Here is a 15,143-nt window from a genome sequence, read left to right on the forward strand (position 1 = left end):
GTAAAATGACCACCCTTCGACTTCGCGAGCGGGTAAAATGACCACCCTTCGACTTCGCGAGCGGGTAAAATGACCAAGGACTAATGACCGATATTAATCTTTTGCTTTATTTGAGTACCGCACCATCAAGTAACTGATGGAAAGGGCAAAAATTGCCGTCGCCAAACCAATCAAGTCGGCTGCGGTTTTCTTTTCTAGGTCAAGAATGATGATTTTTCGAGATACTGCTATCAAAGAAGTTACAATAACTAGCTCTACTTGAATTACGTGCTTTTTTAGATAAGCGGTAATATTTTCTAAAATTTCCAGAGCAATTAAAACATTTAAAAACAACCCAAATATGACAAACAATGTATCTTTTAATAAAAAATTTTCGTGGTCGTCAAATAATTCTTTGGCTAAATAAATTATCAAATCGCAAACGCTGACGATAATTACCAAAATCATCGCCAGTGATAGAATTTTCGATATTATGACTTCTACACTTTCTGCAAAATGCAGAAAGTCTTCATCGCTGCCAAACTTAGAAATTTGCCTAAATATTTTTTTGAGCATACCCGTGATCTCCTGTCCGTTGAATTACCCGCAATCAACTTCTGTCCCGTGGTGGGGGCGGGTTTATATAGATTGTTTGTCTGAATTATAGATCGTTGGTGAAACCAGCCCCTACTTTTATTGCGGTTAATTTACCGGACATCCCATGATTTAGTCAACATTCAATAAATATTTTGCCATAAAAAAAACTCAAACTGTTGCCTAGCAATAGTTTGAGGAATTTAAGACCCGGTACGATCGCACAACTAACTATCTATTCTCAACAGAGAAGGATTGTTGAATCTGCGATCGCCCTGTCCAACACACGAGCCAGCTAAAAATTTAGCTTGGGTGGTTTAGTAGCGGCGAGAAGAGCGGTCGTTGTTGCCCCAGTTACCGCTGTTGGAAGAACCGCGCTCTTCGCGGGGTTTTGCCTTATTGACCTTGAGGTCGCGACCCATCCACTCAGCACCGTCAAGAGCCTCAATGGCTGCGGCTTCTTCTGCTTCAGTAGACATTTCTACGAAAGCGAAGCCCCGCATCCGACCTGTTTCCCGGTCAGCAGGCAATTGAACGCGCTTTACTGTTCCGTACTCTCCAAAAGTTTGGTTGAGGTGCTCCTGCGTTACTTCGTAGGATAAATTGCCGACATAGATAGACATTGAACATTCTCCAGAATCGAGGTTGTAGAGATTTAAATCCGGAGGAACGCCGATCGAACGAACTGTACTGCCGAAAATAAAGCCTTGTAAATCGATCATAGCACCTATACGTGCAGACTGCAATTTTCGCTCGCCGCTCGATCGACAAAAAACAAGGAATCAGGAATCAGGAATCAGGAAAAACCCCGAATAAAGCAGGAAAAACTCATAAAAATAAATTTAATTTTCTTTATTCGCGAACTCTGCCGGAGAACGCAGCTTGTCGGGTGCGTAATGGCTGAGAATTCTTTGATCGCCCCGCCCAAAAACAGGTACCGTGCCACGTACAATCGTCGTGGATGCTCCCAAAATTTAGACCCAACGACTGCGCGAGCGGGCAACGATCGAGTTCGGACTCCGGTGATTTATCTGTAGAGTAAATCTCAAATCGAAAAATGGAAAATCTCAAATTCACTGACAAAGGCTTTGATTCCTGTAGAGTACCCTGCGATTGTGCCTCAGCCATAGCTAAAAAACTGGGTTTCTTGACAAAAAAACTAGGATTTTACGTAAGTCTGTGACAAGAAACCAAGGTATAGTTCGACGCTAGCTTAATTCGAGACGGTGACGGTGGATTTTGCCCAATTAAATTCCTCAACTTCTGCGGCAACTTCTGCGACAACTTCCGCCGCAACTTCTGCCCCAACCAGCACCAACTGCACTGCACAAGCTTTTAACTCGGGCTGTTTGGAATCTGGACAGCTTGCGGCATGAGTCATGGCATTGGCTTCAGCACTTTCTGCCCACAGAGAACCCCAGTGCATCGGTACAAATAGCGTACCAGGGGCGATCGCCTTGGTGACTTTTGCCGGAAACTGTGCCTTACCGCGGCGCGATCGAACTTCTAGCAAATCGCCCTCCTTAATCTGCAATTTAGCAGCATCGCGGGGGTGAATTTCCAAAAACGGCTCGGGGTACAATTGATTGATTTTGTCAGTTCTACCCGTGCGCGTCATCGTGTGCCAGTGTCCGTAAACTCTTCCCGTGGTTAACACAAACGGATAGTTCGGATCGGGAGGTTCTGCCAGTCCCCGGGAGTGATAGGCCGAAAATCTCGCCCGCGCGTCGGGAGTGTGAAAACGCCTGTCAGTATACAGCCGTTTCGCTTCGTTCGCTGGATGCGGAGGCTCGTTTTCCGGGCAAGGCCACTGCTGGGGGCCCATCTGGCGCAAATACTCGTGGTTGAGGCCTGTCACATCGCAAGGCCTGCCCCCAGTCAACTGCACGTACTCTTTGTATACGTCAGCGCTGCTGTCGAAAGCAAAGTGTTGGGCAAAACCCAACCGGCGGCCGACTTCAGCGAAAATCTTCCAGTCGTCGCGCGCTTCCCCGGATGGTGCATCGAAACCGGGACAAAACGTTACGCGGCGTTCGGAATTTGTCATCACTCCGGTTTTTTCGCTCCACTGGGTTGCCGGCAGCAGGATGTGGGCGTAGGCTGAGGTTTCCGTGGGATAGTAGGCTTCTTGATAAACGGTAAAGGGCGATCGCAGCAAAGCAGCTTTTGTCCGTTCCAAATCCGGCATACTCACCACCGGATTGGTGGCTGCAATCCACAGCAACTCAACATCCCCGGTTTCCAAACCGGTAATCATATCCCAAGCACTGCGGCCCGGATTCGGGGAAATGCTTCCCGGTGCGATTCCCCAAAACTCCTCGACTTGGGTTCTGTGTTCGGCATTTTTCACAAAGCGATAGCCGGGGAGTAAGTTAGACAGTCCGCCCGCTTCCCGGCCTCCCATCGCGTTGGGCTGGCCCGTGAGGGAAAACGGGCCGCATCCCGGTTTGCCGATTTGACCGGTCATCAAGTGCAAATTAATTAGCGATCGTACCTTTGCCGTGCCTTCGGAGGACTGGTTGATGCCCATCGACCACAGCGATAAAACCCGTTGCGACTGTTCCCAATAGTTGGCGGCCGTTTCTAAGTCGCTGACAGTAATGCCGCAGCGCGCGGCTACAAACTCCGGCGTGTAGCTGCTGACAACTTCAGCAAAAGCTGAAAAATTCGCTGTGCATTCTTGAATAAACTCAGGATCTATTGCTTGAGAGCGCAACAGCAAATATGCAATTCCGTTGAGCAAATCTATATCCGTCCCCGGTTTAATTGCTAAGTGCAAATCGGCGGCTTCAGCAGTCGGAGTCCGCCTCGGATCTACCACAACCATCTTGACATTGGGATGCTTTTTGTGGTACTTTGCTAATCGGTTGAATACAATTGGATGGCATTCCGCTGTGTTGCTGCCAATAATAAAAGCGCAATCTGTTAATTCTAAATCGTCGTAACAGCAAGGCGGCCCATCCGCACCAAAACTTTGAACGTATCCGGAAACCGCTGAAGACATACACAAGCGAGAATTCGCATCAAAATTATTAGTGCCCAGACAACCTTTCATCAGTTTCTGAGCAACATAATAATCTTCTGTAGCGAATTGACCTGAACCGTAAACGCAGATAGCGTCGGGGCCGCTGGCGCTGCGAATTGTTTGGATGCGGTTAACAATGGCATCGAGAGCTTCGTCCCAGCTAGCGCGACGGAACGGTTCGTCGAGAGTATCTCGCATCATCGGATACAGTAACCGATCGCTGCGAATGGACTCTGTTACCGTTGCTCCCTTGATACAAACCATGCCCTGACTCGATGGGTGATTGCGATCGCCCCGGACTTTCCAAGTTTGTTTGGTATCGGGAACAACTTCTAGACCGCAACCTACACCGCAGTAAGGGCAAAGAGTTTTTATAGTTTCCATCTGGTGATTTTAGATGCTAATTTTTGAAAGCTCATGGATAATTGGTAATTTGTCATTATAGTCGGAACGGAGGGATCCTGCCAATAATGTATCAATAATTACTAAATTACCGCACAAATGCTTTACATAAGCGGAAAATACCCTGATTTAAAATTAACCGCTATCTTAACTGAAATTTGCGATCGGTTTCAATTGTAGCTAACTTTCCCCGCTTCCCAATCCCCTCAAACAGAAGTAATTGAGAGCTAACTCTTGTCCCCTCAAGAGATTGGGGGCCTAGGAGGAATCTTGGCAGGACTCAAACAGCGGGCAGATTGGTTTGTAGTGAGGACTTTAGTCCTTCTTTCTCAGGACTTTAGTCCTCACTACAAACAGATTGGTTTGTAGTGAGGACTTTAGTCCTTCTTTCTCAGGACTTTAGTCCTCACTACAAACCTTTTTATTACGGGTAATTCACCGAAGAGGATATCAGTCTTAATCGAAAATGGTATAAGTTGCCTACTTCGCTGTTTTAACTTCTAATACGCCGCCACCGCCGCTGGTGGGGCTAAAAGTTACTTGGAATTCAGCAGTTTTTTGAGCGCCTGTAGTGGGACTTGCAGGAATTTGCAAAACCGGCAGAGGAGTTTCTTTGACGAAATCTTTAGCTGCTTTATTTGTGGGCTCGAACTGTAGGATATCGCCGTTTTGTTTCACTTTGACCCGATAAGTCAAACTTTCGGTAAATGTCGGAGTTGTCTTCCAATTTTCGTCAATTTGTGCATACAACTGGTTTCCGATCGCATCAAGTTCAGCTTTGTCAGAAATCCCTGAAGTGCCACTGGTTGCTTTGGGCGTGGTTGCAGGGCTGCCTGTAGCAATCGGTGCAGGGCTACCAGTAGCGATCGGTGCAGGAGTTGCTGCAATTAGGGCAGGGCTACCAGTAGCGATCGGTGCAGGAGTTGCTGCAATTGGTGCAGGAGTTGCTGCAATTGGTGCAGGAGTTGCTGCAATTGGTGCAGGAGTTGCTGCAATGGGTGCAGGGCTACCAGTAGCGATCGGTGCAGGAGTTGCTGCAATTGGTGCAGGAGTTGCTGCAATTGGTGCAGGGCTACCAGTAGCGATCGGTGCAGGAGTTGCTGCAATTGGTGCAGGGCTACCAGTAGCGATTGGTGCAGGAGTTGCTGCAATTGGTGCAGGGCTACCAGTAGCGATTGGTGCAGGAGTTGCTGCACCAATTGGAGGACTTGCTGCTGCAATTGGTGCAGGACTGGGGGGAGAACTCACAACTGCCGCCGCAGTCGGCGCAGGTGCAGTTTCTGCTAGTTTCGCTTGCTTGAGTTGGCTGGAAACAGAAGATACATTGACGGCAGCTAAAGTTGCCATTGCTACCAACCACGAGACTGCCAGGACGCCGCCTTTGATTGGCGAGGCTTCTAGGGGTTGTGCAGCGTGAGGCACAAAGGATACCGGTGGCATGGGCTTGTCAGCAGTGGCCCCAGGCTTTTTGCTAGCTGGTAATGGCAGGACGACGGGTGCGATCTCCGACTCTGTTGTATCCTCTTCGTGGTGCGCGTAGCGAGAGAACAGGAATTCTAAAGCAAAGTTGCGGAGTTCGTAATATTTCGGGTCTTCCATAATCCGCGTGCGGTTGCGGGGACGGCTGAAGGGAATGTGCATATCTTCGCCGATCGAAGCCGCCGGGCCGTTGGTCATCATCACGATGCGATCGGCTAAAAACAAAGCTTCATCAATATCGTGAGTAATCATGACGATCGTAATTTTGTACTCGCGCCAGATTTTGAGCAATTCTTCCTGCAACTCTTCCCTGGTAATCGGGTCTAGAGCTCCGAAGGGTTCGTCCAAAATCAACAGTTTGGGGCGAGTTGCGAGGGCGCGGGCGATCGCCACCCGCTGTTTCATCCCCCCAGACAATTGGCCTGGTCTTTTATTGCAAGCTTCCGTCAGCCCCACTAATTCCAAGTGATCCTGGACGATCTTATCGTGTTCCTCTGCGGACTTATCCCCGTAAACAGTTTCAACACCGAGGTGGATGTTTTCAGTAGCAGTCAGCCAAGGTAGTAGCGAGTAGTTTTGAAACACCACCATGCGATCGGGGCCCGGTTCAGTAATCCGCGAACCTGCGAGAGCAACTTCTCCGGTTGTCGGGCCGTTGAATCCCGCGATCATGTTCAGCAAGGTTGATTTTCCGCAGCCGGAGTGACCGATCAAACAAATAAATTCCCCTTCATTAATCGTCAGGTTTACACCGTCGAGAATGACAAAAGGTTTTTCGGGTTCTTTAAGGTTTGGGTAGACTTTCGATACATCTTTAATAGTCAAAAACCCTGGTTTGTTCGTTTTAATCTTGGTTGCTTTGGGCGTTTTGAGAGTCTGCATTTTTTCAGGATTGGGTTTGGGGTTTGGGGGATTAGACATGAGAATTTAGGATTTAGAATTGGGAATTTTGAAATTAGGAAGCGGGAAATGTGGAGTCTTGTTTCCTGATTCCTTGCTCTTGACTCCCTCTTCCTATTTGCTGGTTATGCTGGCTGTCTGATGGAACACTGACTGCCTATTTGTTCAATTAAGATTTCTTCAATGCGGAGGTCGCCCTTGATTTTGACTTTGTGAAGATAGTCGATCGGGTCGTCGGCATTAAAGACAGTACCGTCAAACAAGTTGATGCTGCGGCGAGCTCTAGCTATATCCGGTAAACCCAACTCGCGTACTGCTTGACCGAAGACATCGGGCCGCAAAACTCGATCGACCACTTCCACCCAGTTTTTCGGGAACGGAATCAGTCCCCAGCGGGCCATCTGCGCCATCACCCACACCATTTCTAGGCGGTCTGGACAATTGGTTTGGTCAACATAGAACTGGTTGAAATTGTAGAGCATTTCGGGTTGTGCCTCCGTACCGGAGTTGTACGGGTCGAGGAATCCCGGACGGATGTCTTTTGGATTGGCGCCGATGTATTGTTCTTGGCAAATCAATTCTAGAATTTCTTCGCGGTTGCGGCGATCGTCGCAGTATTCGCAGGCTTCCAAAAGCGCTTTGACGAGGGCGACGTGGGTTTTAGGATATTTCTGAGCCCAATCTTCGCTAACGCCGAGAACTTTTTCGATGTGTCCGGGCAGAATATCCAGGGAACGGGCCATGGCAAAACCCGTACCGTCGTTGACTGCTTTGGAGTTCCAGGGGTCGCCGGCGCAATAGCCGTCAATGTTCCCTGCTTTTAAATTCGATACCATCTGCGGGGGCGGAATCATGGTCAAGGCCACATCCCGGTCGGGGTCAATGCCGCCGGCAGCCAGCCAGTAGCGGAACAGCAGATTGTGCATGGAGGCGGAGTGTACCATGCCCAAGGTATGTACCTTGTCGGGGGTCTTGGCGATCGCAGCTTTGAAATCCTTTAATGTCCGAATGCCTTGGTCATAAAGGTGTTTCCCGAAGATAATCGAGTTACCGTTGCGGGACAGGGTTAAGGCGCTGTTGACGGGAACGGGGGCTGCGCCGTCCAAGCCCAACAGCATGGCGATCGGCATTCCTGCGACCATTTGCGCCGCGTCCAGCCGTCCTTGGCCGATACCTTTAGCAATTTCTTTCCAGCTAGGTTCGCGCACGAGGGTGACTTCTTCTAAGCCGTGGGCTTTGAAGAATCCTTTTTCTTTGGCTACGACTAAGGGCGCGCAGTCGGTGAGGGGAACAAAGCCGATGTCGAGGTTGACTTTTTCCAGACCGTTGCGGGCGATAATCACGGCTGGCGCTTGTTGTTTCGCCCGGCGCTGTTTCACCCGTTTTTGCTGGTTGAGGAAGTAAACCATTTCGTTACGCAGGGCGTAGTAACTCGGATGGTTGACCACTTCCATGCGCTTGCGGGGGCGGGGAATGTTCACTTCGAGAATTTGTCCGATTTGCGCTTCCGGGCCGTTGGTGAGCATTACAATCCGATCGCTCAGCAACAAAGCTTCATCCACGTCGTGAGTTACCATCACGCTGGTGACTTTGCTTTCCTCGCAAATGTTCATCAACTGATCTTGCAAACCGCCGCGAGTTAAAGCATCGAGGGCGCCGAAGGGTTCGTCTAGTAGGAGCAATTTCGGGCGGATAGCGAGGGCACGGGCGATCGCAACTCTTTGTTTCATCCCCCCAGAAATTTCGCCCGGACGTTTGTTAGCTGCTGCCCCGAGTCCCACCAATTTAATGTGGTATTCGATTACCAAATCGCGATCTTCTTGAGAATTACCGCTGTAAATTTCATCAACTGCTAGAGCAATATTTTCGCGAACTGTCAGCCAAGGTAGCAGCGAGTAATTTTGAAATACCACCATGCGATCGGGGCCTGGATCGCGAACTTCGCGACCTTCTAGAGTAATCCCGCCCTGACTTGCTGTGTCGAGTCCGGCGATGATATTTAACAGGGTAGATTTGCCGCACCCGGAGTGTCCGATTAAGGTGATGAATTCTCCCTTTTTAATTTTAAGTTCGATATTTTTGAGAGCGATGTATTGCTCGCCATTGGGCAAGTTGAATACGCGGTCTACGTGGTCTACTTCAATAATAATTGACATGATTTTTTGGGTTAATTTGTATTTTGTAGATGCTGATTATTAATTGGGCATTGGGCATTGGGCATTGGGCATGGGGCAAACAGGGCAAACAGGGCAAACAGGGCAAACAGGGCAAACAGGGCAAACAGGGCAAACAGGGCATTGGGCATTGGGCATGGGGCATGGGGCATTGAGCATTGGGCATTGGTAGTTGACTAAAACTAATTTTTAGCTGCTTGTCGCTCGCCATCATTACCGATTACCGATGCCCGATGCCCGATGCCCGATGCCCGATGCCCGATGCCCGATGCCCGATGCCCCATTCCCAAATCCTATTTTTGTTCTTCAGGAACAACTTTGGAAGCGATGAAACCAACGAGTCTGTCTAAAATCAAACCGACAATCCCTACATAAAGCACTGCCAGAATCACGGCGCTGAGTCGAGAACTGTTATAAGCGTCCCAGATGAAGAAGCCGATACCGACACCGCCGACTAACATTTCCGCAGCTACGATCGCCAGCCAAGACAAACCGATACCAATTCTCAATCCTGTGAAGATGTAAGGAACCGAAGACGGTAGCAAGATTTTCCAGAAGTATTTTTGGTTGGGGAGGCGCAAGACTCGGGCGACGTTTCTGTAGTCTTGAGGTATTTGTTGAACGCCGACTGTGGTGTTAATCAGAATCGGCCAGATTGCTGTAATCAAGATTACAAAAAGCGCTGAAACTTCGTTAGCTTTCATCCCCAAGCCTTCAAAGGGATTGAACTGTTGAAATACGGCCAACGAAATCGGCAGCCAAGCTAGAGGGGGGATAGTTCTGAATACTTGAAACAGCGGGTCTAAAGCATCGAACATTAAAGAGTTTGTACCGATTAATATTCCTAAACCAATGCCGAGAACTGCTGCTAGAGTAAAGCCGATCGCTACCCGCTGCAAGCTGGCCGCCAGTTGCCAAAATAAACCTTTGTCAGTGCCGCCGTTGTCGAAGAACGGATTGATAATCAGATTCCAGCTTTCTTGAACAGCTTTGATCGGGCCTGGTAAGGCGGATGCGGAGTCGTGGCAGAGGATTTGCCAAACTACTAGCAAAACTGCGATCGCGACTAGCGGGCGGATAATTTTTTTGCGGTTCTTTTGAACCATATCCAGGATGAAATTCACTGGATTTTTGCTTTTTGAAACAGCGAGGTTTGTGGCCATTTTTAGGGTGCAGTATTGTGAATAATGGATTATTTGTAGATGGTGAGAACGCAGTTTAGGAGGTTGGGATGGTGGAACGAACCTCCGTTTCACTCCGCCCAACACCAGGATTTTTAAGAGTTTGTCAACTGTCAACAGTCGGCTGTCAACAGCTAACAGTCAACCAACTAATTATGCTTTCTTGATTGTCAGACCCTTCAGATATTCTTCTGGTTTTTCTGGGTCAAACTTCACGCCGTCAAAGAAGGTTTCGACACCGCGAGAAGTGGTAGCAGGAATTTGGGCTGCGGGAACGCCAAGTGCTGTCGCTGCTGCTTTCCAAATATCTTCGCGGTTAACTTTATCAACCGTGGCTTTGATGTCGGTAGTTGCCGGCATATAACCCCAGCGAATATTTTCGGTTATGAACCAAGCATCGTGGCTCTTGTAGGGATAGGAAGCATTGTCAGCCCAGAATTTCATCGCTACTAAACTAGCGGCTTCAACCCGATCGGTACCGTAGTCAATTTGACCTTTAGAACGACCGATAATATCTGCTACTGGTACTTTCAACCACTTATCTTGAGAGATGATTTGGCACATCTCGTCTTTGTTTTCTGGCTTGTCGCACCACTGCTGGGCTTCCAGTACGGCCATTGTGATTGCTTTAGTAGCTTTAGGATTTTTGGCAACCCAATCTGCTCTTAAAGTTAAGGCTTTTTCTGGGTGGTCTTTCCAGAGTTCTCCAGTTACTAAGGCTGTGTATCCGACCTTTTGAGCAACTAGCTGGGCATTCCAAGGTTCGCCGACGCAAAAGGCTTCCATGCTGCCGGATTTCATGTTAGCTACCATTTGAGGTGGCGGTACTGGAATCACGGAAACTTCTGTATTCGGATCGATGCCACCGGCTGCTAACCAATAGCGCATCCAAAGGTCGTGGGTGCCGCCGGGAAAGGTAACAGCAATTTTTTGATTGGCGAGGGCTGCTTTGAGTGGTTTGCTGTCTGTACCTACTTTTAAATCTAGGTATTTTTTGCTGACGGAAATGCCCTGACCGTTAGTATTTAACCGGGCGACAATGTTCATCGGCACTGGTTGATTGCCTTTGGTAATTGTGCCTAATGTCATTTGGTAAGGCATGGGAGATAAGATGTGACCTCCGTCAATCCCGCCTTTTTCAGAACCGAGTTCTAAGTTGTCGCGAGTAACTGGCCAAGATGCTTGTTTGAGGATTTGTACGTCTTTCATGCCGTACTTGGCAAACAACCCTTTTTCTTGGGCGATGATTAAGGGTGCGGAGTCGGTGAGGGCGATGAATCCGAGTTTGGCTGTGGTAACTTCGGGGGCATCGGCGGGGTTGATGTTGACTGCTGGGGCGGCGCTGGGTGAGCCACCGCTGGGTGTGGCGCTAGAAGTGCTGGAACCGGAACTGCAACCGTGGGCGAGGAGGGTGCCGGCTGCTGTTGCTCCGGCGGTGATGATGAATTTTCTTCTGGAAAGGTTGCTCATTTGTCTTGAATTGTTGGTGTACTTTGAGATAGTCGAAATGTGAGATACCAAATGTGAGATTGGTTGACGACCTTCGGAATGAGATAATTTCGTTCGCGATGACAGAATATCATTCGCAATGAGATAATTCTGTTCGCAATGAGATAATTCTGTTGGCCTGGCGGTATCTCACATTGTGAGCTTAAGCGTCGATCGACACTTTGCCGATCGCCCGTGCGCTGCAAGCTAAAATGAACCCTGGTTCTAAGTCGGCGGCTGCGTCGGGTGGGCTGTCGTAGACTGTTTTGCCTTCTAAAAGTTGCTGCTTGCAAGTCCCGCAGGTTCCCGAGCGACAACTGCTGTCGAGTTCAAGCCCAGCCCTTTCGGCAACGTCGAGAATGAACTCATCTTCGCTGCAAGCAACTTCTTTGCCCGATCGAGCAAAAATGACAGTAGATGTCTGAGGTTTCGCCATCAGAGCCGTTTCATCCCTCTCAACCGTCAGTTGCAGTTGCCGGTTCAGGGCAGCGACATCCCCAGAAGATTGATTGGGAACAGCCCCAAACTTATCAATTAACAGTTGATGCAGCACGGGTTTGAGGTCTTCGCAAGGAATGCTTTTTTGGACGCAAGTACCCAAATGAGCATCTTTGCCAACCGTCCCTCCCATGTAGATGTCAACACCTTCGAGAGTTTTGCCGTTCTTGCGAACTTTTGTCCCCATCAAACCGATGTCCGCTACTTGGGGTTGACCGCAGGAATTCGGGCAACCAGTCCAGTGAATTCTGACGGGTTTGGGAACGGACAGTTCGGCTTCCAGTTCCCGAATCATTGCTACAGAACGGGCTTTGGTTTCAATGAGGGCGAAGTTGCAAAACTTCGAGCCGGTGCAGGAAACCAAGGCGCGCATCAGGGGTGCGGGGTCGATCGAAAAACGCTGCAACAACGGTTCTTTGACAAGCGATTCCAGCCGCGAGTCGGGAACGTTGGGAACAATCACGTTTTCTTCGACGGTAAGCCTGAGTTCGCCGCTGCCGTAAACCTCAGCGATTCTGGCCAAATCGTACAAATCCGCTGCTTGCAAGCGTCCGACGGGAACGTGCAACCCTACATAGTTGAGCCCTGATTGTTTTTGGGCGTAGATGCCGATGTGGTCGCGTTTGTCCCAGATGATTTCATCTTTGAGGGCGGCGGGGGGCAAAGTGCGGCCTACTTCTTTTTCGACTTCGGCGCGGAATTGTTCGATGCCGAGTTCGTCAATCAACCACATCAAGCGCGATTTTTGGCGGTTTGCTCTCGGGCCTCGATCGCGATACACAGTTAAAATTGCTCTGCACAAATCCACAACATCGCTAGGACTAGCCCACACGTTGAGGGGAATCGCAGCTTCGCAACGTTTGGCGGAGAAGAAGCCACCGACTAAAACGTTAAAGCCGATGTTGCCGTCTTGATAAGCGGGTACGAAGGCGATGTCGTTGATTTCGGCGTGGACTGAGTTATCGCGGCAACCTGCGATCGCAATATTAAACTTTCTCGGCAAATTTGAAAACTCTGGGTTGCCTTCGCCGCTGTTGGTAATCATGTCTTGGACTTGATTCGCCAATTCCCACGTATCTATTAGTTCGTCCGCGTCCAAACCCGCGACTGGGGAACCCGTGATGTTGCGCACGTTGTCCATGCCAGACTGAATGCTGGTCATCCCCGCTTCCTTGAGGCGGCGGAAGATATCGGGCACGTCTTCGATGCGAATTCCGCGCAGTTGTAGGTTTTGTCTGGTGGTGATGTCGGCGCTGCCGTCGGAGCCGTAGCGTTGTAATATGTCTCCTAAGGTTTTAGTTTGATTGCTGGTAATGACCCCGTTGGGCAAGCGCAGCCGCATCATGAATTTGCCCGGAGTTACTGGCCGAAAGAAGATACCGAGCCATTTGAGGCGGTGCTCGCGATCGGTTTCGTCCATTGCTTCCCAGCCGATTTGGGCGAAGTGGTCTAGTTCGGCTTTGACTGCTAAGCCATCTTTTTCGGCTTTGAGTTTTTCAAACTTGTTCAAGCTGGCTTTGGGTTCTACTGTTTGGGTCATCGGTTTACCCTCGCTGCTGGTTTATTCCCTGAGGTATTGACTTGGAGCATAAAGTGTGTGTTTCCTGCTAACCTTAATGAGCGTATGGATTTAAAACTGTATATTTAGTTACTAGATCGAATTTCGTTTAAGCATGGTTGGTCTTTTGTATACTTGAGCTTTTCTAGGCGCTATCTCGAATGCCGCCAAACTATGTATGGTTATAGTTGCTACCGATGGTTCGATCGATCGCTGCGTTTCGATGCACCTTTGTTATGAACTAATGTAAAGCGCACCACCGTAAATATTCGTAGCTATTTTTACAAAATGTTAAGCTTTATGATGTTTTCGCATACTGACGATGCGTTTTATACATGAGTCATGGGTAAAGAGACCTACAAAGCTGAAAAATCTCTACAAATCTTTAGATTTGGGAGTCCGGAGGGGGAAATCGGCCGCTCTCAAATAATTTTGTGACGGCGATCGCAGACTTAAAATGCTGCTCGTCACAAAATTAGACCCGTGGCTATCACACAGTTAGCCTCAAAACATCACGTTCTCTGCTATACCAGCATCACTCTTCATTTTTAGAGAACGAGAGATGATACAAGTATCGAGTTCAGGGAACATCTTATGTTTTTAGTTCAACTTATCCCCGGCGCTATTTCCGAAATACTTGCTTCTGTTACCGATACGGGCAGTTTGACTGTAGCCGATCGCTACGGCTTGATGGCCGCTGTTTTGGATGACTCTCTCGACGAGCAAGACAGACATTCGCTCAACCGCCTGCTGCGCTCCGTGCTCAAGGGAAAAGTCAAGATCGTCAACGAAATATCGACGATATGTTAAGAGCATTGAAAAATTCGATCGATTTATGCAGCGCTTCAAGTGCAGAAACTACCGCCCGAGTTAGAAGAAAACGGCGATGCCTGCTGTGATATATTGCAGGAATTTGCTTGACTGTTGTTAAAAAGTGCGTAGGCGACAGCCGAGGCGTTAGCCATCGCCTCTCACCCTCAGTCGATTTTAGATTTTAGATTTTAGATTTACTTTGCAGCGATCGGCATTTGAGTCGCAGTCTTCGGGTGCGTCGCCGGAGATAAATGCCTAACCCAGCATATCGATAATCAAGCGAGCGACGCACCTGTACCTAAAGGCTTGAATAAACAACCCTACGTTTCAGTCTTTCCCAACAATTTCTTTGTCGCAAGGGTTGAGAGAAATGATAGAATTTTGGGCGATCGGCATTTGAGGACTTGGAGGACTGAAGTCCTCACTACAGACGTACAGACGTAATTATAATTATTGAACAGGGCTGGAGATGAGATAGAAGTTATGAAAATCATTAATCAAACAATCGAAATAATCACAGAATCAGGCATCGGCATTTACAACATCACGCCCCAAATTGTCCAGCTTCTGGACGCAAGTGCAGTAAAAAATGGACAAGTCATAGTATTTTCCCGACACACCACTACAGCTTTAACAATCAATGAAAATGAAGAAAGATTGCTAGCAGATATTAAAGTATACCTGCAAAAATTAGCGCCTCCCGGCGACAAGTATTTGCACAACGACTTGCATTTAAGAATAGTTCCGCCCGACGAACCGATCAACGCTCATTCTCACCTGATGGCCATGACGCTCAGTACCAGCGAAATAATTCCAGTGGCTGAAGGTAAATTAGCACTGGGGACTTGGCAATCTGTTTTATTTTTCGATTTAGACGGGCCGCGAAACAGAACTGTAAGTATTCAAATTATGGGCGAATAGCATCAATGTAGGTAAAATTATATAGCCTTTCTCAAACAGATGAGGTATGTCCGCTAATTGGTAATTGGTAATTGGTAATTGGTAATTGGTAATTGGTAATTGGTAATTGGTAATTGGTAATTGGTAATTGG

11 protein-coding genes are annotated in these 15,143 nt (G+C 48.5%); 3 read left to right on the plus strand and 8 right to left on the minus strand.

The window, feature by feature from the left end:
* Window positions 1–93: 93 nt before the first annotated feature.
* The 5 genes from QUB64_RS32310 to QUB64_RS32330 form a co-directional block, all read right to left on the minus strand.
* Entirely contained in the window at window positions 94–555 is a 462-nt protein-coding gene (locus QUB64_RS32310) for a phosphate-starvation-inducible PsiE family protein (protein ID WP_333278529.1), read from the minus strand.
* 335 nt (window positions 556–890) lie between these two features.
* Window positions 891–1,196 carry an RNA recognition motif domain-containing protein gene (locus QUB64_RS32315; protein WP_293148182.1) on the minus strand — a complete coding sequence of 102 codons (306 nt, stop codon included), beginning with the start codon at window positions 1,194–1,196 and terminating at the stop codon, window positions 891–893.
* A 590-nt stretch (window positions 1,197–1,786) separates the two neighbouring features.
* Window positions 1,787–3,982, minus strand: coding sequence for a molybdopterin oxidoreductase family protein (locus QUB64_RS32320; protein ID WP_333278531.1), 2,196 nt, complete (start codon window positions 3,980–3,982; stop codon window positions 1,787–1,789).
* Between the two features lie 498 nt (window positions 3,983–4,480).
* Window positions 4,481–6,400, minus strand: a complete 1,920-nt coding sequence (locus QUB64_RS32325) for a nitrate ABC transporter ATP-binding protein (RefSeq protein ID WP_333278533.1) — start codon at window positions 6,398–6,400, stop codon at window positions 4,481–4,483.
* Between the two features lie 104 nt (window positions 6,401–6,504).
* Window positions 6,505–8,535 carry an ABC transporter ATP-binding/substrate-binding protein gene (locus tag QUB64_RS32330; RefSeq protein ID WP_333278535.1) on the minus strand — a complete coding sequence of 677 codons (2,031 nt, stop codon included), beginning with the start codon at window positions 8,533–8,535 and terminating at the stop codon, window positions 6,505–6,507.
* A 29-nt stretch (window positions 8,536–8,564) separates the two neighbouring features.
* Here QUB64_RS32330 and QUB64_RS32335 point away from each other — a divergent pair, with 29 nt between their 5' ends.
* Window positions 8,565–8,708, plus strand: coding sequence for a hypothetical protein (locus QUB64_RS32335; RefSeq protein ID WP_333278537.1), 144 nt, complete (start codon window positions 8,565–8,567; stop codon window positions 8,706–8,708).
* A 138-nt stretch (window positions 8,709–8,846) separates the two neighbouring features.
* On the opposite strand, the gene ntrB is transcribed toward QUB64_RS32335, so the two are convergent.
* The 3 genes from ntrB to QUB64_RS32355 form a co-directional block, all read right to left on the minus strand.
* Window positions 8,847–9,716, minus strand: a complete 870-nt coding sequence (gene ntrB, locus QUB64_RS32340) for a nitrate ABC transporter permease (protein ID WP_333278539.1) — start codon at window positions 9,714–9,716, stop codon at window positions 8,847–8,849.
* 171 nt (window positions 9,717–9,887) lie between these two features.
* Window positions 9,888–11,204 (minus strand): CmpA/NrtA family ABC transporter substrate-binding protein, encoded by a 1,317-nt coding sequence (locus QUB64_RS32345; protein ID WP_333278541.1) that lies wholly within the window; start codon window positions 11,202–11,204, stop codon window positions 9,888–9,890.
* Between the two features lie 181 nt (window positions 11,205–11,385).
* A complete protein-coding gene (locus QUB64_RS32355; RefSeq protein ID WP_442921738.1) occupies window positions 11,386–13,260 on the minus strand; it encodes a ferredoxin--nitrite reductase in 1,875 nt (624 codons plus the stop codon).
* Between the two features lie 612 nt (window positions 13,261–13,872).
* Between QUB64_RS32355 and QUB64_RS32360 the strand changes: the two genes are divergently transcribed.
* Both QUB64_RS32360 and QUB64_RS32365 read left to right on the plus strand, forming a co-directional pair.
* Window positions 13,873–14,088, plus strand: coding sequence for a hypothetical protein (locus QUB64_RS32360; RefSeq protein WP_333278543.1), 216 nt, complete (start codon window positions 13,873–13,875; stop codon window positions 14,086–14,088).
* A gap of 486 nt (window positions 14,089–14,574) precedes the next feature.
* Window positions 14,575–15,012 (plus strand): secondary thiamine-phosphate synthase enzyme YjbQ, encoded by a 438-nt coding sequence (locus tag QUB64_RS32365; RefSeq protein WP_333278545.1) that lies wholly within the window; start codon window positions 14,575–14,577, stop codon window positions 15,010–15,012.
* Window positions 15,013–15,143: the final 131 nt, after the last annotated feature.

Source organism: Microcoleus sp. Aus8_D2 (assembly GCF_036702665.1).
Classification (GTDB): Bacteria; Cyanobacteriota; Cyanobacteriia; order Cyanobacteriales; family Microcoleaceae; genus Microcoleus.